Raw genomic sequence first — 20,101 nt, 5'->3', positions numbered from 1 at the left:
TCAGGCTCCTACGTTCGACTCGGCGACGTCCATCGACTGGCTGAGCTTGAAGACCACGAACTCCGCCGGCTTGACCGGTGCGACACCGATCAGGGCGACGACCTGTCCCGCGTCGCGTACCTCGGGTGGGTTGGTCTCCTCGTCGCACTTGACGAAGAAGGCCTCGTTCGGTGTCCGCCCGAACAGCGCGCCGTCGCGCCAGACGCGGGTGAGGAACGCGTTGATCTCGCAGCGGATCGACGTCCACAGGGAGTGGTCGTTGGGTTCGAAGACGATCCATCGGGTGCCTTCCTCGATGGACTCCTTGAGCATGTTGCAGGTACGGCGGACGTTGAGGTAGCGCCACTCGCTCGCCTCGGCGGCGAGGGTGCGCGCGCCCCAGATCCGGATCCCGGCGTCGGCGAACCCTCGGATGCAGTTCACGCCCCTGGGGTTGAGCAGCTCCTGCTCCTGGCGGGTGACCTGGTAGGTGAGGTCGACGACGCCTCCGGCCAGTGGCTCGTTCGCCGGGGCCTTGTGCACGCCACGCTGGGCGTCGGTGCGGGCCCACACGCCGGCGACGTGGCCGCTGGGCGCGGTGGGGGTGGTGGTGCCGGTGACCGGGTCGTAGGCCAGCAGCCATGGGAAGTACAACGTGCCGTGGTCGGACTCCCGGGGCCGAAGCGCGGAGGTGTCGTCCTCGTCCGGGTCGCCGGGGTTGGTCGGGGGCTTCGCGGTCGTGGCATGCTCGTCCGGCTTGCCCGTGCCCGTGCCCGTCGGGGACGGGGACGGAGATGGAGCATCGGAGCCGATGACCCTGGTGAGGCGTTCGACGTTGTTGACCTGGGCCGGCGCGTCGAGGATCGCGACCCGGTCACCGAGCCGTTCGCAGTGGCTGAGCAGGCTCTCGTAGGACAGGGCGTCGGTGTAGCCGGGCGCCGCCACGATCGCGATCTCGTCGATCGGTTCCAGCAGTTGCAGTCCGGACCGGCCGCGGGCACCACCGGCGATCGGCTCGCTCTCGCCGAGGTTCACGACGTAGCAGCGGCCACCACCGTTGGCGAAGAAGCCGTAGACGGCCCGGACCAGCGGGGTGCTCGGGGCGTCGTCGTCCTGGTCCAGGAAGGTGGAGGCGAACTCCGTCCAGTTGTTCACCGGTACGGCGCGGCCCCGACCGGCGTTGCGGTTCTGTGCCAGCCCGACGAAGGCGGCCGTGCTGGTACCGACGGTGCCGATCGGGCGGACACCTCGGGGTACCTCCTGGACGTAGACGCCAGGCGCGGCGTAGAAGGGCATGATCAGAGCTCCTCGAGATCGCAGTGGATGACCAACAGGTCGCCGTCGGCGGCCGCGTCGGTGCCGGGGACCTGGCCGGCGTCGTGGTCGGTCGGTCCCGTCGCCTCCACCAGCAGCTGCCGGCCCTTGACGGTGAGGCGAAGCCTGGAGCTGGTCGTGGCGGGGACGGCGCTGATCGTGAAGGTGCCGTCGGTACGGGTCCGCGTCCGCTTGCCGGTCGTGAGCTCCTCGACCTCCACACCGGGCAGCGGTACGTCGTCGGGGCCGAGAACCTGTCCCCGCAGCTGACGGAGGGGAACGTCGCGGATCCGAAGCTGGGAACGGACCATCGGCGCCTCGGGCAGGGTGCGCGCCACCTGGGCCGCCACGTCGAGGACGAGTGCCGCGCGTTGCCGGGCCCGCAGGGCCTGCCACTGCGCGGGTTGCGGCGGGTTGAGCACCAGGGTGACCTCGCGTGCCGTCACGGCGGCCACCAGCACCGGGTCGAGGACGGGCGCGATGTCGTGGGTGCCGGCGACGGTGAGCAGGTAGCGCACCCGGAACCGGAACGGCTCCCGCTGCCGGACGTTGCGTAGCTCCGGTTCGCGCAGGAACTCAAGCGGCCACACGTGCAGGCGCACGGGCATCGAGGTGGAGGGCTTGCCCGGCTTGCCCGGTGAGGGTTTCGACGCATCCTGCTCCGGGTCTTCGGGAAGGTCGTCGACCGGTGGTCCGAGGACGACCGGTACGTCGCTGACCCGGGCGAGCCAGTCCAGCAGTGCGGCCGTGGCGCCCGCGAACGGGCCGCCCGAGGAGTCGGGCGGCGCCGCCGCGAGGTCGGCTCGGGAGTCACTCATGGCCTAAGCCCCCTTGGCTCACGGGGTGGAAGAGCCTTGCGTTCCTCGTTGGTGTCCCAGGCCCACGACCTAGGCCCAGGTACGGATGAACTGCTGGTTCTGGGCGACCTTGACCGGGCTGGGCTGCGGCCGGTTCTGGGTGGGGAACTGGTTGATCCCCATCGCCGTGGCGAAGATGAGCAGGCCGTTGATGGGCGCCACGACCCAGGTCAGGAAGCTGGAGTCGGAGACCATTCCGGCCGCCAGGAGGGCCAGCGCCAGCGAGACGCCGAGGGCGACCCACTTGCGTGCCTTGTCGAAACCGGTACCGAAGAGCCAGCCCAACGTGTTGGGCACGAACCACGCGATGCCGGCCGAGCCCTGCAGGGTGAGCAGGCTCGTGATCGTGAACAGAGAATCGAGGTTCTCCATGGCTTCCCCCTGGAAGACGTGCGCCGCGGATCAGGTGGTCACACGGTGAAGTTCTGTCGTTCGATAAGGGGGACGAGACCGCGCCCAGATACCTCGACGGCCTGTTTTTGTTGAGGATTCGTGTGCGAGGCGTGCAGCGCCGGGACGCGGCCGGGTCAGCCCGCCCCGAAACAGACGAACGGTGCGAGTGGAGCCGCGGTGGCGGCGGTGGCGAGCGCGCGTGCGGGAGACACCCCGGCCGCGACGGCGCGGTGGTAGCCGCACATCACCTCGACGGCCGCGTCGTGGGCGACCCGCGCGACGCTGGCGACGACGCTGGACGTCCCGCCGTAGAGGAGGGCGGCGGTGAAGCCGAGGATCTCATCCCCCGTGCTCACCGTGGTTCGGCCCACGTCGCAGGCCGAGAGCGTGACGTGTCGCGGCGGCCGGCGCAGACCGTGGATGTCGTAGGCCATCAGCGGCCCGTCCACGAGTTCCAGCCGGGAGAACAACGCGCTCTCCGGTTCGTGGTGGCCGTGCGCGGCGAGGTGTGCCGTCGGTGCCCCGTCGATCGCGGCCAGGGTCGCCGCCACGGTGGCGGCGTCGCCGGTGAGCCGGGCGCTGCGTGGGTGCACGGTCGCGATCTCGGCGACCTCGGCCGCGGCGTTCGGGACGTCCGGTCCGGCGACCAGCAGCGGCGGGCGGGTGGGCGAGGGATCCGGGGTCCGGGCGGCCGTTGTGGCGGTGTGCCACACCGACGCCGACGCCGCGACGGTCACCGCGCGGCCGCGCAGGTCCGGCAGCATGCCCCACGGCAGGGAGGACAGGGCGCGGGTCGGGACGATGACGACGTCGGCGTCGCCGAGTTCGCCGCGCAGCCCGGTGAGGAGGTGGTCGGTGAGGATGTCGAGCTGTCGGTCGAGTGAGCCGCGGATGACCTCTTCCAGGCGGGCCGGAAGCATGCGTCCGGCCAGGGCGTCCAGGTCGGCGAGCAGGCGGTGGGTGGCCTCCTCGGCGGCGGCCCGGTCGCCGAGCGGGCACAGGCGGACGCCGCTTGCGCCGACGACGACCCCGTACAGCCGGCCCTGCCGGCTCACGAAGCAGACCATCACCCGGTGGGCGCCGCTGTTGGTGAGTCCGGTCTTGGTGAGTCCGGTGTTGGTGAGTCCGGTGTTGGTGAGTTCGCTCAGCACGTCGCGGATCGCGACGACGGGTTTGCTCGCGCCCGGGCCGCGCAGCCGCCAGTGTGCTTCGCGCAGGACGCGTTCGAGTTCGCCGCTGCGTGCGGACAGGCCCGGTTCCTTCCGGCCCTCCAGTTCGGCGGTGCGCATCAGGTGTCGGACCTGGCGGAGTTCGGCGAGGGTCTCCGACAGTTCCGGGTCCTGCGGTGGGCGGACCGGCGGGATCCGGAACGCCTGCGCGCGGGCGCGTTCGGACCAGGCGAAGACCAGGCGGGGCGTAGCGTCCTCGATCGCCATGCCGAGCCCGGCGGCGGCGAGTTCGCTGCCCAACGCGGCGGCGCCCGCCTGCAGGTCGGGGCTGCCGAGGGTGCTGCGGTGCAGGTGCAGCGCGGCGAGGCCGGCACGCAGTTCGATGTAGGCGCTCGCACGGTGCCCGCCGCGCAGCGCGAGTTCGGAGCGTGCGAGGCGGCGCATCAGGATCGCGTCCAGGGGTGCTCGGGGACGTCGTTGGCGGGCCATCCGGGCGTGGGCGTCCTCGAGGTGTCCCGCCGCGACCAGGGCGCGGATCCCCAGCAGGTCCGCCATCTCCGCGTCGCGGGCAAGCCCGGCTTGACGCAGCTGGTCGCCGGCGCGTTGGGCGCGGGTGACGAACCGGGCGGAGGAGCGTGTGGTGGGGAACTCCGCCCGCAGCCGCATCAGGACGGCCCGGGCGGTGAAGGCCTGGTCACCGCGGCGCCGGAAGTGCCGTTCGGCGGTGAGCGCCCAGCGCCGCGCCGCCGGCAGGTCGCCGGCCTCCAGCGCCGCCTGGGCGCGCCAGAGTTCGGCCTCGGCGACGTCGCGGGTGAGGTGTTGCCGGGCGAAGTCGGCGATCGCGGTCTCCAGCATCCGGCCGGCCTCGGTGGCGAGCCCGGCGGCCAGCAGCGTGCGGGCCTTGGCCGCGACCACGACCGGGAGGAAGCCCGGCCCGTGCTGGGCGTACCGCCGTTCGGCGGTGTTGAACGCAGCGAGCGCGGTGGGGATGTCACCGGTCAGCAGGTCGCAGTAGCCGGCGTTGTGGGTGGCCTTGCCGGCGAGCAGGGGCAGGTCCAGGGACGCGGCGAGCTCCGCGCAGGCGGCCGAGTCCTGCCGGGAGGCGCGGATCCGTCCGGTGTAGAGGTGGAGGGCCGCCCGGTTGAGCAGGGTGCGGGCCAGGACGACGTGCTGGCCGTGGGCCGAAAGGCTCGGCTCGGCCCGGTTGAGGAAGGTCAGGGCCTCCTCGAGGTGCCCGGCGCGCAGGAGCAGCAGTCCGCGCTGCTGCAGCAGGATGCCCTCCTCGGCGGGGGCGACGACGGTCGCGGCGAGGTCGAGGAGGCCGAAGCCGAGTGGGCCGTGTCCCTGCTCGGCCTCGGCGTGAGCGAGGCTGATGAGGAGCCGGGCCGCGAGCGCGTTGCGGTGGGGGTCGCTGTCGAGCTCTGTGGGTGGGTGGACGTCGCCGCTTCCGGCGGCGCTCCAGCCCAGCAGGCGCAGCCCGGAGCGGAGGGTGCGGGTGCCGACGTCTGGTCGTCCTCCCGCGGTGGCCTCGACCCCGGCAGCCTGCAGCGCCCGAGCCCTGTCCTCGACGGTGGAGGTGTCGGCGGGGGTCGGGGGAGCGGGTGCGGACCGGGTCGGGTTCATCGGCCTCCGCGCTCGGGGTGGGTCGGCTCAGACGACGATCGACGGGGTGACGACGGACTTGGGGCGGCCGGAGGCGTTGTAGACGGCCATCTGCAGCAGGCCCCGGGGTACGTCGTCGTAGGCGAACCGGCCCTGCTCGTCCGCCATGACCACGCGCCGGTCCCCGACGAGCCGCAGTTCCACCCGGTGTGCCGCGGCCGGTGCGATCCAGCCGTCCAGGCGTACGGCGCCCTCACCGGAGGAACGGATGCTGATCATGATGGTGAACGTCTCGCTCTCGAACGTCACCGTGCGGGTCGCCTGCTCGGCGGTGCGGACGCCCGCGAGCGCCGGTTCCTCCTGCAGCCGCATCATCTCCGCCTCGAGGTCCTCCAGCGCCAGCGCGAACCGGATCCGCTCGACCAGGCCCGCCGGGACGGGGTCGGCGGCGGTGACGACCCGGCGTAGCCCACGCAGGATCGCCGCGTCGGTGGCGTCGAGGTCGTCGTGGGGGTCGGCGGATCGCCGGAGTGAGGACCGATCGTGCTCGTTCATCGTTCACTCCAGGAGGGGTCGGCGAGCAGGAGCGCACGGAGCTTGGCCAGGCAGCGGCCGCGGGTCGGGCCGATGCTGCCGCGCGGCATGCCCAGTGCCGCCGAGACCTCGTCGTAGTCGGGGCGTTCCACGAAGGCGACGACGCGGAGCAGGGCGCGGCAGCGTTCGGGAAGTCGACCGAAGCTCAGCCACAGCGTCCGGTCCTGCTCGCCCCGCACCACCTGGTCGTCGGGCAGTGCCACGGAGTCGGGGAGCCGCTCCAGCGAGGTGTCGTCAGGTGTCCCCTGTTCGCGGCGTTGCCGGTCGCGGATCCGGCGTGCCTCCCGCCGCGTGACCGTGACGAGCCAGCCGACCAGCGCCTCCGGGGTGCGGATGTCGTCGAGGTGGCTGACCAGTTGCAGCCAGGTCGTCTGGACGACGTCCTCGCTGGTGGTGACGTCGAGGTGGTGGGACCGCGCCACCTGCCACAGCAGCGGGGTGAGCCCGGCGACGATCTGGCCCAGGGCCTCCCGTTCGCCGCCGCGGGCGGCGGTGAGCAGGTCGGCCCAGCGTTCCCGCGTGTGGTCCTCGCCCGGCGTCGGCTCGGGCAACGCGGCGACGTCGACGGGGACGGGCTCGATCGGTCCGACCGGCTCGACCGTGGGTGCCTGGTCGGCGGTCATCACAGGACCTTCCTTCGTCCCTCCGCGGCTGCCACGACCTTGGCGAGGACGTTCGCCGGGTCGTGGACGTCGGCGCGCACCAGGTCGGAGTCGGCGCCTTCCTGCAGCGCCAGCGCGACCTTCGCGGCGACCAGCGGGGCCGCGAAGGACGTGCCGCTCCACACGGCGAAGCCGCTGGTGAAGTCGTCCGGGTCGAGGGTCTGCCGGGGCAGGCCGGCGCTTTGTTGCACCGGCGCGTTGGCGGCCTGCTCCGAACCCGACGGCATCACGGGGAAGGTGCTCAGCACCGCCGCGCCGGTGGCCCAGCAGGTCACCCAGGGGCCGTCGTTGCTGAACAACGCGACCGTGCCGTTGGGGTTGAGCGCGCCGACGCTGAGGATCGGGACGGCCTCGTCCGGAGGAGTGTCGCTGAAGGCCGCGGGATAGAACGGCCGGGTGGTCGCGTAGTTGCCGGCCGCGGCGACGACGACCACGCCGAGGGCCGCGAGGTCGGCGATGATGCCCGCCAGCAACGGGGTCACCTGGTCGGCCGGTCCCTCGTCGAAGTAGCCGAGCGACAGGGACACCACATCCACCGGCAGAGGCCCACCGGCCGCCACCTGCCCCTCCACCTCCTCGGCCAGCAGGTGCAGGGCGGCGAGCAGCAGGCCCTCCTCGACGACGCCGTCGCTGTGCATGACGCGGATGGAGCGGACGTGGGCGTCGGGGGCGACCTGGCGGATGATGCCGGCGATGAAGGTGCCGTGCCCGAAGTGTGTGGTGACCTCACCGACCAGCGGTTCCGCGGTGTAGGGCCCGTCCCAGGGGCCGTCGATGGCGGGTCCGGTGACGTCCGGGTCGGCGGCGAGGGTGCCGTAGTCGGTCATCATCTGCTGGAAGGCGGAGTCCACCGAAGCGACGGGATCTCCCGGCGTCCAGCGTTCGTCGATGTCGATCCAGCTGTCAAGGGTGGGTTGCAGGCCGCTGTCGAGGACGGCGACCACGCGACGCCGCTGGCCCGGAAGCTCTTCCGCGCGGCGACGCGGCGGTGCGGCGAGGACGATGTCGACGGGCATCCGGCCGCCGTAGCCCGCGAGGGTGTAGGAGCCGACGCCGCCGGGGATCGGGGTGCTGCCCTCGGTCGCGACGTTCACCCCGCCGATCGACGCGCCACCGGCACCGACGAGCGCCGACCCGACCAGGAGGTGCTCCAGGCCGATCCGGTCGACGATCTTCTTCGAGAGCTGCCCGGTGTCAGCGGCCGCCCGCAGCGTCTGCAACGCGGCCCACGCGTCCACCGCCATGGGCGGAGCGTCCGCGCGGGCCCGCAGGCGCAGCGGCCGGGGCATCTGCGCGCGGAAACGCGACAGTGGTTGGCGGGGCCGCCTGGGGCCGGAGGGGTTCGGGGCCGCGGGATCCACCGGCACGATCGGTTCGAGGCTCGCCTTGCTGAGGACCTCGGTGATGGCCTTCGTCAGGTCGGGGTCGGTCAGGAACTCGTGCGGGACGAGGAGGACGTCGCTGCGGTAGGCGGTCGGGCGGGGCGTCGGCTGCTTGGGCGCCAGAACCGCCTCGCCCGGTCGCAGAACCCTGGCCCGGTGCCGATCCAGGACCGCCGCCGAGAACGGAATGGCCCCCGTCGTCACGTCGGTCGCCCGCGGCTCGCCCTTGCCACCAATGGTCTGGTCAGGGCTCTCCGCCCGGAACCACACCTTCATGCTGCCCCCATCCCGGTCGTGCCGGATCGACACCCGCTCCCAACTGCACATTAAGAGCCACGTGAGAGGTCGCGAGATACCCGCACAAGATCACGAATTGATCACGTTCTGCCGGGTCGCGGGGTCGCTGGTCAGGCCGAGGTGCTCGGTACCGTGCGGAGGTAGTCGAAGAGGTCGTCGACGAGGTCGCCCGGCCCGGCGTTGCCCTTGCCGCGGGCGGCCAGGTGCCCGGCGGAGGCCAGGTCGGCGGCCCCGTGCGCGAGCGCGCGGAGCAGCGAGGCCAGGCGTACGGGGTCACCCTCGGGCAGGGCGCCGGAGTCCTGGGCGGCCGCGACCATGGAGACGAAGGTGGTCTGGGCGAGGTGGGCGGCCTCGCCGAGTTCGGCGGACTCGATCGACCAGCGGCCGAAGATCAGCCGGAACCGCTCGGGGTGCTCCAGTGCCCAGGTGACGTAGCGGTGCATCGCTGTACGCAGTGCCGTCTCGGGTGTGCGCCGCCGCTTCGTCGTCTCGGTGAGGACGGTGTTGAGCCGGGTCAGCTCGCTCGCGGCGATCGCGGCGAGCAGGGTCTCCTTGCTGGCGAAGTGCTTGTACGGCGCGTTGTGGGACACGCCCGCCAGCCGGCCGACCTCGCGGAGCGTCACTGCCTCCACGCCGCCCTCGTCGAGGAGTCGCGTGGCCACCTCGATCAGTTTCTCGCGAGTCCCCGGCGCCACCGGGTCATCGTAGGACACGCTCCGGGACGCGCCGGCTCGCCGCGAGGGACGCCACCGGTGAGGTTGACGATGTCAACCTCGGCGGTTAGGTTGACAACGTCAACCAGGGAGATGGAAAGCCATGGAACAGCGGCAACGAGCGGTGGTCACGGGCGCGACGACCGGGATCGGGGAGGCGATCACCCGACGGCTGGCGGCGGATGGGATGACGGTCGTCATGGTCGGCCGGGACGAGGAACGCCTCGACCAGGCACGGCGCCGCGTCCTCGCCGCGGTACCCGACGCCGATCTCGAAGCCGAACGCGCGGACCTGTCCCTGCGCGAGCAGGTGCGTGCCCTCGCCGACCGCCTTGTCAACCGGTCCTTGCCGGATGTGGTGATCAGCAACGCGGCCGTCATCGCGGACGTCGCCGACCTCACCGTCGAGGGAGTGCAACGAAGCCTGGCGACCAACCATCTGGCGCCGTACCTCCTTCTGCGCCGCCTCGCCGAAGCGATCGGCGAGGCCTCGGCACGGTTCGTCGTCGTCGGCGCCGACCCCGCCGGGCTGTCCCGTGTCCCGGTCGACCTGGACGACCTGGGCTTCCGGACCGGTCGCGGGCTGGGGCCCGTACCGAGCTTCCGTCCCTTCCTCGCCTACGGGCGGACCAAGAACATGAACGCGATGTTCGTCTACGAGCTCGCCCGTCGCCTCGCGCACAGCCGCATCACCGTGAACGGCGCGCACCCCGGCATCGTCAAGAGGACCGGACTCGGCCGGGACGCTCGCGGCGCGCTGCGGATCTTCGGCTCCCTCCTGGAACGAAGCTCGCGGACGCTCGAACCGGATGACGGAGCGGACACGCCGGCCTGGCTGGCGAGCGCCCCGGAGGTCGAGGGCGTGACCGGACGGTTCTTCGTCCGGCGCGAGCAGGTCCCCACCGCGGCGCACACGACCGACGTCGAACGCTGCGCGCGGCTGTGGGTGGAGAGTGCACGCCTGGTCGGCCTTCCCGACTGAGACGCCGCGCCCGCGGTTGCCCGCCGTCGCGGCGGCCAGGTTGGGCCATCGTCGCCGTCAACCGGTGCTTGTCCCCCGGACACGCGAACGTTCGTCTCGGTGCGGCCACTCCGCACGCTTCGGCAGCGCCTCGACGTTCGAGGTGAACAGTCTGGGCCTTCGAGGTGAACACCGCGGCGGTCCACGTGTCCGCGACCAATCTCGGCCGATAGCGCCATTCTTCGTGGCGTCCCTCGCTGCTCGGATCCGACCGGATCGGAGCGGATCGGAGCGGATCCGAGCGGAATCCGAGCGGAATCCGAGCGGAAGCTGTCAGGAGCGACGTGGCCGGGCGAATAATTGAGGTGCCGATCGCGAAGCCGACGCGTGGCGTCGCGGGTGGTCCCACCGGGGGCGTCGGCCCGTGGCCAGGCCTCAACGGAGCAAGGAGGTGCGCATGACACGGCATCCGCCTGACCTGCCCGAGGAGCCGCCCATCGAGGCGGAGGAACCACCGGAGCCGGCGACACCAGACCTCGATCTCGGCCCGGAGGAGCCCGACGCGGACGTCCTCGAGCAGCATCTGCCCTCCGATCCCGCCAGCGAGGCAGAGGAGGAGGACGACCCGGCCGATGTGCCGTTGGAGGCGTCGGAGGCCGACGTCCTGGACCAGCACCGTGCGGTGCCGGTCGAGCCGTCCGACCAGGACTGACCGACCGCGCTCCGTCACGTAGTCGTCGCGCTGAGTATGGCGACCGAACGGTCTGTTCGCCGACGGTGCGACCGTGCTCGGGCGGCGGCCACGGACAACGAAACTGGGGCTCACACCGTGGTGTGAGCCCCAGCTACGACTTGCGTTGTTGTCAGGCGGGGACGATGTTCTCCGCCTGCGGGCCCTTCTGGCCCTGCGTGACATCGAACGTCACCTTCTGGCCTTCCTGAAGCTCACGGAAGCCCTGGGCAGCGATGTTCGAGTAGTGCGCGAAGACGTCGGGGCCGCCGCCGTCCTGCTCGATGAAGCCGAAGCCCTTTTCCGAGTTGAACCACTTGACGGTGCCACTAGCCATTGAAATGTTCTCCTTTGGGGCAGTGCCCAGAACCCGCACCGTGCGAGAACTGGTGTCGCCGCGATGATTGCCCCATCCGGAATGACCCGGTAAGAAAAAGCGCCTCCGCGGGCAGATGCGACCCGGGAAGCACTCGAAGTTTGAGGAACCACAACTGCAACCAAGTTCGACCGTAGCACGACACGAGGCGTGGCGCATGGATGGGAGTCGTTAAAAAGTCTTGCGCGAGGCTCGACCTCTGTCCGCGGGCGAGGGACGTTCGGCGGTGGCGCAAGGAGTCCTGGCCACCACCGGACCGGCGTCCGCTCGCGACGGCCGACGGCGGCCCCGCGCCTCCCGGCACTCCCCGGAACGCGCCGGCCACACCGCGCGAACCGGCGGATGTGCCTGCGGAGCCAGGGCGTCGTCACCGCGCCCACGCCGGTGCCCAGGTGTCGACGCCGGGTTCGGGCCTGGTGGCGGCGAGGTGGTCGCGCAGTGCGGCGAGCGCGGGATGCGGGTTGTCGCGGCGCCAGATCAGTGCGTGCGGGTAGACCGGTGTCGGGTCCTGGACGGGGATGCGGCGCAGGTCGTAGTGGGCGGGCCAGAGCATCCGGGTGTTCTCGCCGACGAGGGTGGCCAGCGTCGTGGAGTCGATGAGCACGTCCAGGAGATGGTCGGTGCCGAAGTTGGGTCCGATCCCGTCGATGGTGAGCCCGAACGCGGCGGCGAGGTCGTCGTAGTAGGTGCCCCACTCGGTACCCGGCACGATGCCGGGCATCCAGATCCGGTGTCCCCGAAGCTCGGTGGGCGTGACGGCACGGGCCCCGGCGAGCGCGTGGTGTGGTCCGGTGAGCAGTTGGTGGGCGTCGTCGAGGACGCGGACAGCTTCGATGCCGTCGGTGAGCTGCCGCGCCGGCGCCGGGACGGCGCGGAAGGACGCGTCGATCGTCCCGGACCGGATGGCGGCGATGGCCGCGTCGACGTTGGGGAGGGTGACGACGTCGAGGTCGATGGCGGGGTGCGCCTGGTGGAAGGCGCGCAGCAGTACCGCCGGTCCGATCCGGTAGTTGATCACGTCGACGCGCAGTGCCCGCCGGCCGGCCCGAACCGAGGCCCCGGCCCGCTCCTCGGCCTGCAGGAGCGCCCGGGCGTGGGGGAGGAACGCCTGGCCGTCGATGGTGAGCTGGGCGCCGCGCGCGGTGCGGGTGAACAGCCGCACACCGAGGTCCTTCTCCAGGGCGGCGACGCGTTTGGACACGGCCTGCTGGGTGATCGACAGGTCGGTGGCCGCGTCCTGGAACTGGCCCACCTCGGCGACCGTGACGAAGGTGCGCACGGCGGTGAGGTCCACGTCGGGCACCCTAGCCGTACAACCTGTGGTTGTGGCTCACCGGAAGCCCGGTTGTTTGATCCGCTGTCGCGCCGCTCGCTTTGATGTCACCGGTCAACATGAGGTTGTTCGAGGCGGCCGGTGAGGGGTGTGCTGCGGATGCGGATGAGGCGGTCGTTGGGGCGGCAGTTCGAGTGGCTGTGGGCGTCGTTCGCGGTCAGTACGTTCGGTACGTGGCTCGCCTTCGACGCGTTCCCCCTGGTCGCGATCCTGGTGCTCCACGCGGGGGCGACCCAGGTGTCGGTCCTGGCCGCGGTCGGGCTGGCGGTGGGTGCGGTGGTGGCGGTGCCGCTCGGCCCCTGGGTGGAGTTCCACCGCAAGCGGCCGGTGATGGTCGCGATGGACCTGACCCGGTTCGTCGCGGTGGCGAGCGTCCCCGCCGCGTACCTGCTCGGCTGGCTCACCTTCGCCCAGCTTCTGGTGGTGTCGGTGGTCGTCGCCGCGGCCGACATCGCCTTCACCGCGGCGAGCGGTTCGTTCCTCAAGACGCTCCTACGGCGGCAGGACCTGCTCGTCGCGAACGGGCGGTTCGAGTCCACGACCTGGACCGCGAGCGTGCTCGGACCGCCGATCGGTGGGGCCGCGATCGGGTTGTTCGGCCCGGTGGTGACGGTGGCGGGCGACGCGGTCAGCTACCTGCTCTCGGCGCTGGGGATTCGTGCGATCGGTGGGCGGGAGCAGCGTCCGGTGCGCAGCGACGCGCAGCGGCTGCGAGCAGGTGACCTGCTCGACGGGTGGCGTTCCATCCTGTCCCACCCAGCGCTGCGCCCGCTGTTCCTCAACACGATCCTGAACAACGGTCTGATCATGGCGACCGCGCCGCTGCTCGCCGTCCTCATGCTCTCCGATCTCGGGTTCACGCCCTGGCAGTACGGCCTTGCCTTCGCCGCGCCGTGTGTCGGTGGTCTCCTCGGCTCCCGACTGGCGCGTCCACTCGTCGCCCGGTTCGGGCAGTACAGGGTCATGCTCACGGCCGGGGTGCTGCGTGCGTTCTGGTTGGTCGGGTTGGCGTTCATCGGTCCGGGCCTGGCCGGGCTGGTCCTTGTCATCGCCGTCGAGTTCGGGTTGATCGCGTGTAACGGGGTGTTCAATCCGGTGTTCGCCACCTACCGCCTCGAGCAGACGCCGACGGACCGGGTGGCCCGCACGCTGTCGGCGTGGTCGATCACCAGCAAGGCCACCATCGCGGCGATGACCGCCCTGTGGGGGCTGCTGGCCGCCGTCACGGGCCCACGTGTCGCGATCGCGGTGGCCGGCGTCCTCCTGCTGGCAACGCCGTTGTTGCTTCCCCGGCACGATCGCGCGGCGCATCAGGAGCAGGAAGTGGCGGCGCCGGTGGAGGTCGGTTGAGGTGAACGACACCCCAACTCCTCGACGCTGACGGCGCCACGGCGCGGATATCACTCCTGCGTCGCGCATGGCCGCGTACGCTGACTCGCTCGTACGCAAAGCCTCCGATCGCTTCCAGCAGGGAGAAGGACATGACCGACGCACGGATGCCCTTTCGTGTGGGCAGCATCATCTCGGCGGACCTGACGGTGCCGGATGCCGAGAAGGTGCGTGACTTCTACCAGGCGGTCATCGGCTGGCAGGTCGAGGATTTCGACATGGGTGACTACAACGACTACCTGCTCAAGACCGCCGACGGTGACCAGCCCGTGGGCGGTGTCTGCCACGCGCGCGGTGACAACCGGGCCTTGCCACCGGTGTGGTTGGTGTATGTCAGCGTCGCCGATCTCGAGCAGAGCACGAAGACCTGTGTCGATCTTGGTGGGAAGGTTCTCACCCAGAACGACCAGTACGCCGTGATCCAGGACCCGGCCGGCGCGATCCTCGCCATCACCCGCGAACCCGACACCGCGGAGTTCTGAGCCCGCCCGACGCGGGTCAGCGGAAGGACGTTTCCACCTGGCGGGCCCACCTGGGTGGCGGATCGCACGTCAGGTCCACCTCAGCGCCTGGCTTCCGTCACTGCCGCTCGGGTGTAGGTGGTGAGTCGGCGGTGGGTGTGACGACCTCGTAACGGTGCAGGACGCATCCGCCGTCGAACACCTTGGCCTCCAGAAGTCGCAGGGCCAGATCGGTGCGGAACTCGTGTTCGGCCGCCGTGACAGCGGGTGCGTCGTCGCGGACCGGCATGTTCCGTCGTTGTGCCTCTCACCGAACCAAACCGATTCGGATTCTTGCCCAAGTCGTCCCGACGGCAAGGACGTCATGACCCAGAACAGCTGGACACGCAGAGGGGCTGTCCTGCCGGCAGCGTGATGGTGACGGTCAGCCCGCCGCCCGCGTTCGGTGCCGCCGTGACCGTGCCGCGGTGGGCCTGGACGATGGACCTCACGATGGCGAGGCCCAGACCCGTCGACCTGGAGCCCGCGGTGCGGTCGGACGCCAGCCGCTGGAACGGCTCGAACAGCCGGTCGACCTCCGCCGGGGGGACGCCGAGGCCGCTGTTGCGTACCGTGACGATCGCCTCCCCGCGGCCGTGACCGGTGACCACTTCGACCCAACCGCCTGGATGGTTGTGCCGGATCGCGTTGTCGACAAGGTTGCTCAGCAAACGGTCAAGCAGGGCCGGGTCACCGCTGACCGAGGCCGGGCGCAGGTCGGTGGTGATGGCCAACGCGGCGCGCTCGGCTTCGCCGTCCGCCTCGCTCAGCGCCTCCGCTGCCGCGACCGCCTGGTCGTGCGTCTCCACCGCGATGACGCCGCTGTCGCTGCGGGCCAGTGCCAGCAGGCCGTCCAGCATGCGTTCGGCTCGGCCGGTTGCGACAAGTGCGCGGTGCGCCATGGCCTCCCACTGTTCGGGTGTGTTGTGCCGCTTGGCCAGCTGGACCTCGGCACCGGTACGCACAATCGACAGCGGGGTTCGCAGTTCGTGTGCGGCGTCGGCGATGAACCTTCGCTGGCTGTTGAACGAGGCTTCCAGTCTGGTCACCATCTGGTCGAAGGTGTCGGCCAGTTCCTTGAGCTCGTCGTGTGGTCCGCTGAGCGCGACGCGCTCGTGCAGCCGGTCGTGGGAGATCCGTCGGGTGGCGGCGGTGAGTGTTCGTAGCGGCCGGAGCATGCGGCCGGCGACTGCCCAGGAGACGCCGAGCCCCGCCAGCGCGGCGACTACGAGCGCGATCGCCGAGGTGCCGGCGGTGTTCGCCAGGGTGGTGGTGCGCAGTTGGTCGATCATGGTCTGTTTGAGTTTGTCGGCCCGTGTCGGCGACCATTGCTGCTTCTCCGCTGCCGCTGTGGGCCGTGCCTGGTCCGCATCGATCGGGCCGTAGAGGCTGTTGTAGAGCAGCGCGTAGTTGAGCGCGAGGAGCGCGGCGCAGGTCGCTACGAGGACGACCGCGTACACGAGAGCCAGCCGCAGCCGGATCGACGGGTGCTTCCAGCCCGGCTTCACAGCCGGTACCCCGCGCCAACTGCGGTCTCGATCAGCGGCGGGTCGCCCAGCTTGCGGCGCAGCCGGGCGATGGCGACCCGGACGGTCGCGGTGAACGGGTCAGCGTGCTCGTCCCACGCGCGTTCCAGCAGGTCCTCGGCGCTGACGACGGCGCCGTCGGCGACCATCAGGATCTCCAGCACGGCCAACTCCTTCGTGGTCAGCGGGATGATGCGGCCGTCGCGGGTGACGACGCGTCGCGCGGTGTCGAAGGTCAGGCCGGCGCGCCGCAGGATCCTGGGCGCGTTGTTGGCTCGGCGAGCCAGTGCGCGGATCCGCAGCACCAGCTCGTCGAAGACGAACGGCTTGGGCAGGTAGTCGTCGGCACCGAGGATCAGGCCGGCGACCCGGTCCGCCGCCTCCCCGGCCGCGGTGAGCATGAGAATCCGTGCGTCGCTTCCGCCCGCGGCCAACGCGATGCACACCTGGTCGCCGTGTATGAGCGGCAGGTCGCGGTCGAGTACGACCACGTCGTACCGGCTCGCGCCGGCCTTGTGGAGCCCGTCGAGCCCGTCGGCCGCGAGGTCGACCGCCATGCCCTGGTCCCGCAGCCCGTCGGCGACCTGTTCGGCCAGCAGCACCTCGTCCTCGATCAGCAGTACTCGCACCCGCACATCCTCCCTGCCCAGCAGTCTCCGCGGTCGGGGATTACACCGGCGTTACACCCGCTGTGACGGTGGTGTTGCCGGTCCGCTGCTCCACTGGCCTGACCGAACCAGAGGAGATCGCCGATGAGAACGAGATTTCTGGTCGCCTGCCTGCTACCGCTCCTGCTGGTCACGGTGACGGCCTGCACGACGTCCGACGATGGCGGGGAAGTGGCCTCGGTAGACGGCTCCGCCGTGCCGAGCGCGACACCGAGCCTGAGCCTTCTGGAGCAAGGAGTCAGGTGGGCGCGGTGCATGCGGGGCCACGACGTACCGCAGCCAGACCCGGAGGTGGTCAACGGCGACGGCATCCGATTCGGAGGAGCCCACAAGGACGGGGTCGACGCCGGGGTGCTGGAGAAGGCGCAGGAGGCGTGCGAGCGGTACCGCCCCGTCCTGCCGGCCAGCGACATGGCGCACAAGGTGGAGTTGTCGCGCCTGTTCGCGCGGTGCATGCGGGAGCACGGGGTGGCGAACTTCCCCGACCCCGAGCCCGACGGCCGTTTCGACATCAAACCCCCGGTTGAGAACGACCCGCAGTTCCCCCCGGCGAAGGAGACCTGCGACGCGCAGGAGGACGCGGCGTCGTCGTCGGGCCGAGCCCATGAGTGACACGGTGGCGGCGAATGGACGCACCGGTCGCCGGCGGCGAAGCCGGGCCGTCGCCGTGGCCGGTGCGGTCGTACTCGCGGCGGGGGCGGCGACCGTGGCCGCGGTGGGGTTCGGCGAGAGCGGCACGACCACGCCGACGACGGCGGATCTGCCGCCGAACACCGCGCAGGTGACCCGGCAGACAATGCTGGACACCGAGGAGGTGGCCGGCGATCTGGGCTACGGCGCCGAGATCACGCTGGTGGGCCGGATCGCAGGTGTGATCACCAAGGTGCCGCCGGCCGGTGACGTCATCGGCCGGGGCCGGCCGATCTACCGGGTGGACGACGCCCCGGTCGTACTCATGTACGGCGACGTCGCCGCCTACCGGACGCTCGGCCCGGGCGTAACCGGCGCGGACGTACGGCAGCTCGAAGGCAACCTGAGGGCCCTCGGCTACGGCGGGTTCACCGTGAACCGCACCTACACCTGGGCGACCGCGGCCGCGGTGAGGCGATGGCAGGGGGATCTGGGCCTGTCACAGACCGGTCGGGTCGAGCTGGGGCGGGTGCTGTTCGCTGCGGGCGCGATCCGGGTCGCCACCGTCACGGCCGGGGTGAACCAGTCCACCGGCGGCGGGCAGGAGGTGTTGCGCTACACCGGGACCGGCCGCCAGGTGAGCGCCCGGCTCGAGGTGTCCCAGCAACGGCTGGCCCGTCAGGCGGTCGAGGTCCGCGTCCAGGTGCCCGACGGCAAGGAGGTGACCGGCCGGGTGGAACGGGTCCACACAGTGGTCGAGCAGCCGACCGACCAGGGCAGCCAGGCCGAGACCTGGATCGAAACTGCCATCTCGCTGGGCGACCCGGCGGCCGCCGCGGGGATCGACGCGGCCGTGGTCACCGTGGCCTTCACCTCGGCCGAGCGCAGGGACGTGCTCTCTGTGCCGGTCGCGGCGCTGGTGGCACTGGCCGAGGGCGGGTACGGCGTCGAGGTCGTCGAGGGATCGACCACGCACTACCTCGAGGTGGAGACCGGCCTGTACGCGGGCGGCCGGGTCGAGGTCACCGGCGACGGGCTGACGGAGGGCATGACCGTGGGGATGCCGCGATGATCGAGCTGACCGAAGTGACGAAGGTGTACCCAGGCGACGTGCACGCGCTCGCCGGCGTCACCCTGACCATCGGCGCCGGCGAACTCGTCGCAGTGGTCGGCCCGTCCGGCTCGGGCAAGTCCACCATGCTGCACATGCTGGGTACGCTCGACCGCCCCACGTCTGGTCGGGTGGTAGTCGACGGGTACGACGTGTCGTGCCTGTCCGACCGGCAGCTGTCAGCCGTGCGCGCGAACCGGATCGGCTTCGTCTTCCAGCCGTTCCACCTCGCCCCCGGCGTACCGGCGCAGGACAACGTCGCCGGCGGCCTGCTCTACGCCGGCGTTCCGATGAAGGAGCGCAGGCGGCGGGCGCAGAGCGCGTTGGAGCGGGTCGGGCTCGGACATCGGCTCCACCATGAGCCGCACGAACTGTCCGGTGGTGAGCGGCAGCGGGTGGCGATCGCTCGGGCGGTGGTCGGCGGCCCCGCGCTGCTGCTCGCCGACGAGCCGACCGGCAACCTCGACTCCGCCTCGGGCGAGGGCGTCATGGCCGTGCTGCGAGAACTGCATGCCGCCGGTACCACGGTGGTGGTCATTACCCACGACCGTGACCTCGCCGCGAACCTCGACCGGCAAGTGCACATGCGCGACGGCCAGGTGGTCAACGACAGCGCGATCCGGCGGCCGGTCGCAGTGGCCCCATGGTGAGCGCGCACCCGGACCGGCGCCGACTCGCGCCCGCTCGGCTGGCCTCGCGTGACGTGGCCCGGGTCGACGCGGCCGGCCTGCGCACCCGCCCGACCCGGGTGCTGTTGTCCGCGCTCGGTATCGCGATCGGCATCGCCGCGATGGTCGCCGTGGTGGGAATCTCCTCCTCCTCCTCCCGCGAGGAGCTGAACCGACAGCTCGCCGCGCTCGGCACGAACATGCTCACCGTCTCCCCAGGACAGACCCTCGAGGGCCAGAACGCCAAGCTCCCCGCCGAGGCCGAGGCGATGATCGCCCGGATCGGCCCGGTCACCGCCACCTCTGCGACCGGGGCGATCAGGAGCACCAGGGCCTACCGGTCGGACAAGATCCCCAAGGTGGAGACCAACGGGCTGACCGTGTTGGCCGCCAGGGTGAGCCTGCCGCGGACCGTCGGCGCCACCGTGCGCAGTGGCGTCTGGCTGAACGGCGTGATCAGCCGGTACCCAGCGGCCGTGCTCGGCTCCGACACGGCCGCCCGGCTCGGCATCGGTCGACCCAGCCCGCAGACGGAAATTCTGGTCGACGGAGCACGCTTCACCGTGATCGGCGTGCTCAACCCAGTCCTGCTCGCGCCCGAACTGGACACGGCCGTCCTGATCGGCTGGGACATCGCCACCGAAGCGTTCCGCTTCGACGGGCGGGCGACGACCGTCTACGCCAGGTCGCGGGACAGCCAGGTCGAGGCGGTACGCGCTGTCCTGGCCGCCACCGCCAACCCGCAGACACCAGGCGACGTCAACGTGTCCCGCCCCTCCGACATCCTGGCCGCGAGCCGAGCCGCCGACGACACCCTGAACGGGCTGCTGCTCGGCCTGGGCGCGGTGGCGCTGCTGGTGGGTGGCGTCGGAGTGGCGAACACGATGGTCATCTCGGTGCTGGAGCGCCGGGCCGAGATCGGGTTACGCCGTTCGCTCGGCGCCACCCGAGGACAGATCCGGGTGCAGTTCCTCACCGAATCGCTCCTGCTGTCCGCGCTCGGCGGCGTGGGCGGGGTACTCCTCGGCGTCGCCGTCACCACCGGGTACGCCGCCTACCAGACCTGGCCGGCCGTCGTACCGGCGTGGGCGACCGCAGGTGCCCTCGCCGCCACCTTGCTCATCGGTGGCGTCGCCGGGCTCTACCCGGCGATCCGTGCGGCCAGGCTGTCCCCGACGGAAGCACTGGCCACACCCTGATGGGCTGACCTGGCTACCCACCGCCGCGGTGCGACCGTCCGGGTCGAA

At 71.3% G+C, this 20,101-nt stretch carries 21 protein-coding genes; 8 read left to right on the top strand and 13 right to left on the bottom strand.

From position 1 onward, the window contains the following. The 8 genes from HEB94_RS06345 to HEB94_RS06310 all read right to left on the bottom strand — a co-directional run bounded on the left by HEB94_RS06345 (position 1) and on the right by HEB94_RS06310 (position 8,944). Positions 1 to 1,275 carry a phage tail sheath family protein gene (locus HEB94_RS06345; protein WP_192749041.1) on the bottom strand — a complete coding sequence of 425 codons (1,275 nt, stop codon included), beginning with the start codon at positions 1,273 to 1,275 and terminating at the stop codon, positions 1 to 3. A gap of 2 nt (positions 1,276 to 1,277) precedes the next feature. Further along, on the bottom strand, positions 1,278 to 2,111 hold the full coding sequence (locus HEB94_RS06340; protein ID WP_192749040.1) for a hypothetical protein: 834 nt from the start codon (positions 2,109 to 2,111) through the stop codon (positions 1,278 to 1,280). Positions 2,112 to 2,180: 69 nt separating this feature from the next. Further along, entirely contained in the window at positions 2,181 to 2,522 is a 342-nt protein-coding gene (locus HEB94_RS06335; protein WP_192749039.1) for a hypothetical protein, read from the bottom strand. Positions 2,523 to 2,677: 155 nt separating this feature from the next. Continuing rightward, on the bottom strand, positions 2,678 to 5,335 hold the full coding sequence (locus HEB94_RS06330; RefSeq protein ID WP_192749038.1) for a CHAT domain-containing protein: 2,658 nt from the start codon (positions 5,333 to 5,335) through the stop codon (positions 2,678 to 2,680). Positions 5,336 to 5,362: 27 nt separating this feature from the next. After that, complete coding sequence (locus HEB94_RS06325) at positions 5,363 to 5,869, bottom strand: hypothetical protein (RefSeq protein ID WP_192749037.1); 507 nt, start codon at positions 5,867 to 5,869, stop codon at positions 5,363 to 5,365. Then, positions 5,866 to 6,531 carry an RNA polymerase sigma factor gene (locus tag HEB94_RS06320; RefSeq protein WP_192749036.1) on the bottom strand — a complete coding sequence of 222 codons (666 nt, stop codon included), beginning with the start codon at positions 6,529 to 6,531 and terminating at the stop codon, positions 5,866 to 5,868. Before HEB94_RS06320 ends, HEB94_RS06325 begins: the two co-directional genes overlap by 4 nt. Beyond that, on the bottom strand, positions 6,531 to 8,228 hold the full coding sequence (locus HEB94_RS06315; RefSeq protein ID WP_192749035.1) for a S8/S53 family peptidase: 1,698 nt from the start codon (positions 8,226 to 8,228) through the stop codon (positions 6,531 to 6,533). Before HEB94_RS06315 ends, HEB94_RS06320 begins: the two co-directional genes overlap by 1 nt. Before the next feature lie 131 nt (positions 8,229 to 8,359). Further along, positions 8,360 to 8,944 carry a WHG domain-containing protein gene (locus HEB94_RS06310; RefSeq protein WP_192749034.1) on the bottom strand — a complete coding sequence of 195 codons (585 nt, stop codon included), beginning with the start codon at positions 8,942 to 8,944 and terminating at the stop codon, positions 8,360 to 8,362. Between the two features lie 121 nt (positions 8,945 to 9,065). On the opposite strand from HEB94_RS06310, the gene HEB94_RS06305 reads away from it, so the two are divergent. Then, a complete protein-coding gene (locus HEB94_RS06305) occupies positions 9,066 to 9,944 on the top strand; it encodes an SDR family NAD(P)-dependent oxidoreductase (RefSeq protein WP_192749033.1) in 879 nt (292 codons plus the stop codon). Positions 9,945 to 10,380: 436 nt separating this feature from the next. Further along, the gene (locus HEB94_RS06300) at positions 10,381 to 10,635 is read left to right on the top strand and encodes a hypothetical protein (protein ID WP_202896173.1); all 255 of its coding nucleotides are present in this window, start codon (positions 10,381 to 10,383) and stop codon (positions 10,633 to 10,635) included. Positions 10,636 to 10,786: 151 nt separating this feature from the next. Here HEB94_RS06300 and HEB94_RS06295 read toward each other — a convergent pair whose 3' ends face one another. Continuing rightward, on the bottom strand, positions 10,787 to 10,990 hold the full coding sequence (locus tag HEB94_RS06295) for a cold-shock protein (RefSeq protein WP_192749032.1): 204 nt from the start codon (positions 10,988 to 10,990) through the stop codon (positions 10,787 to 10,789). 406 nt (positions 10,991 to 11,396) lie between these two features. Continuing rightward, entirely contained in the window at positions 11,397 to 12,323 is a 927-nt protein-coding gene (locus HEB94_RS06290) for a LysR family transcriptional regulator (RefSeq protein ID WP_192749031.1), read from the bottom strand. A gap of 144 nt (positions 12,324 to 12,467) precedes the next feature. Between HEB94_RS06290 and HEB94_RS06285 the strand changes: the two genes are divergently transcribed. Both HEB94_RS06285 and HEB94_RS06280 read left to right on the top strand, forming a co-directional pair. Beyond that, positions 12,468 to 13,712, top strand: a complete 1,245-nt coding sequence (locus tag HEB94_RS06285) for an MFS transporter (protein ID WP_202896172.1) — start codon at positions 12,468 to 12,470, stop codon at positions 13,710 to 13,712. A 131-nt stretch (positions 13,713 to 13,843) separates the two neighbouring features. Further along, the gene (locus HEB94_RS06280) at positions 13,844 to 14,233 is read left to right on the top strand and encodes a VOC family protein (protein WP_192749029.1); all 390 of its coding nucleotides are present in this window, start codon (positions 13,844 to 13,846) and stop codon (positions 14,231 to 14,233) included. 97 nt (positions 14,234 to 14,330) lie between these two features. Here HEB94_RS06280 and HEB94_RS06275 read toward each other — a convergent pair whose 3' ends face one another. From HEB94_RS06275 to HEB94_RS06265, 3 genes are all read right to left on the bottom strand, one after another. Further along, positions 14,331 to 14,501, bottom strand: coding sequence for a hypothetical protein (locus HEB94_RS06275; RefSeq protein ID WP_192749028.1), 171 nt, complete (start codon positions 14,499 to 14,501; stop codon positions 14,331 to 14,333). Positions 14,502 to 14,574: 73 nt separating this feature from the next. Further along, entirely contained in the window at positions 14,575 to 15,759 is a 1,185-nt protein-coding gene (locus HEB94_RS06270; protein ID WP_192749027.1) for an ATP-binding protein, read from the bottom strand. Then, on the bottom strand, positions 15,756 to 16,406 hold the full coding sequence (locus tag HEB94_RS06265; RefSeq protein WP_192749026.1) for a response regulator: 651 nt from the start codon (positions 16,404 to 16,406) through the stop codon (positions 15,756 to 15,758). Before HEB94_RS06265 ends, HEB94_RS06270 begins: the two co-directional genes overlap by 4 nt. Positions 16,407 to 16,529: 123 nt before the next feature. Between HEB94_RS06265 and HEB94_RS06260 the strand changes: the two genes are divergently transcribed. The 4 genes from HEB94_RS06260 to HEB94_RS06245 are packed head-to-tail and all read left to right on the top strand — an operon-like array spanning position 16,530 to position 20,053. Continuing rightward, the gene (locus tag HEB94_RS06260) at positions 16,530 to 17,057 is read left to right on the top strand and encodes a hypothetical protein (protein ID WP_192749025.1); all 528 of its coding nucleotides are present in this window, start codon (positions 16,530 to 16,532) and stop codon (positions 17,055 to 17,057) included. Continuing rightward, complete coding sequence (locus tag HEB94_RS06255) at positions 17,050 to 18,147, top strand: peptidoglycan-binding protein (RefSeq protein WP_192749024.1); 1,098 nt, start codon at positions 17,050 to 17,052, stop codon at positions 18,145 to 18,147. The genes HEB94_RS06260 and HEB94_RS06255 overlap by 8 nt, the downstream gene beginning before the upstream one ends. Further along, positions 18,144 to 18,836 carry an ABC transporter ATP-binding protein gene (locus tag HEB94_RS06250; protein WP_192749023.1) on the top strand — a complete coding sequence of 231 codons (693 nt, stop codon included), beginning with the start codon at positions 18,144 to 18,146 and terminating at the stop codon, positions 18,834 to 18,836. Before HEB94_RS06255 ends, HEB94_RS06250 begins: the two co-directional genes overlap by 4 nt. Next, a complete protein-coding gene (locus tag HEB94_RS06245) occupies positions 18,830 to 20,053 on the top strand; it encodes an ABC transporter permease (RefSeq protein WP_192749022.1) in 1,224 nt (407 codons plus the stop codon). The genes HEB94_RS06250 and HEB94_RS06245 overlap by 7 nt, the downstream gene beginning before the upstream one ends. The last annotated feature ends 48 nt before the right edge of the window (positions 20,054 to 20,101 follow it).

It is taken from the genome of Actinopolymorpha pittospori, assembly GCF_014873875.1.
GTDB classification, from domain to species: domain Bacteria; phylum Actinomycetota; class Actinomycetes; order Propionibacteriales; family Actinopolymorphaceae; genus Actinopolymorpha; species Actinopolymorpha pittospori.
This window is presented reverse-complemented; position numbering and strand designations above follow the sequence as displayed.

Coding starts and splice junctions, on each gene's coding strand:
- HEB94_RS06255 (WP_192749024.1), top strand. CDS start 17,050: ATGAGTGACACGGTGGCGGCGAATGGACGCACCGGTCGCCGGCGGCGA.
- HEB94_RS06250 (WP_192749023.1), top strand. CDS start 18,144: ATGATCGAGCTGACCGAAGTGACGAAGGTGTACCCAGGCGACGTGCAC.
- HEB94_RS06275 (WP_192749028.1), bottom strand. CDS start 14,501: ATGCCGGTCCGCGACGACGCACCCGCTGTCACGGCGGCCGAACACGAG.
- HEB94_RS06335 (WP_192749039.1), bottom strand. CDS start 2,522: ATGGAGAACCTCGATTCTCTGTTCACGATCACGAGCCTGCTCACCCTG.
- HEB94_RS06340 (WP_192749040.1), bottom strand. CDS start 2,111: ATGAGTGACTCCCGAGCCGACCTCGCGGCGGCGCCGCCCGACTCCTCG.
- HEB94_RS06320 (WP_192749036.1), bottom strand. CDS start 6,531: ATGACCGCCGACCAGGCACCCACGGTCGAGCCGGTCGGACCGATCGAG.
- HEB94_RS06295 (WP_192749032.1), bottom strand. CDS start 10,990: ATGGCTAGTGGCACCGTCAAGTGGTTCAACTCGGAAAAGGGCTTCGGC.
- HEB94_RS06330 (WP_192749038.1), bottom strand. CDS start 5,335: ATGAACCCGACCCGGTCCGCACCCGCTCCCCCGACCCCCGCCGACACC.
- HEB94_RS06245 (WP_192749022.1), top strand. CDS start 18,830: ATGGTGAGCGCGCACCCGGACCGGCGCCGACTCGCGCCCGCTCGGCTG.
- HEB94_RS06300 (WP_202896173.1), top strand. CDS start 10,381: ATGACACGGCATCCGCCTGACCTGCCCGAGGAGCCGCCCATCGAGGCG.
- HEB94_RS06345 (WP_192749041.1), bottom strand. CDS start 1,275: ATGCCCTTCTACGCCGCGCCTGGCGTCTACGTCCAGGAGGTACCCCGA.
- HEB94_RS06325 (WP_192749037.1), bottom strand. CDS start 5,869: ATGAACGAGCACGATCGGTCCTCACTCCGGCGATCCGCCGACCCCCAC.
- HEB94_RS06260 (WP_192749025.1), top strand. CDS start 16,530: ATGAGAACGAGATTTCTGGTCGCCTGCCTGCTACCGCTCCTGCTGGTC.
- HEB94_RS06280 (WP_192749029.1), top strand. CDS start 13,844: ATGACCGACGCACGGATGCCCTTTCGTGTGGGCAGCATCATCTCGGCG.
- HEB94_RS06305 (WP_192749033.1), top strand. CDS start 9,066: ATGGAACAGCGGCAACGAGCGGTGGTCACGGGCGCGACGACCGGGATC.
- HEB94_RS06285 (WP_202896172.1), top strand. CDS start 12,468: ATGAGGCGGTCGTTGGGGCGGCAGTTCGAGTGGCTGTGGGCGTCGTTC.
- HEB94_RS06315 (WP_192749035.1), bottom strand. CDS start 8,228: ATGAAGGTGTGGTTCCGGGCGGAGAGCCCTGACCAGACCATTGGTGGC.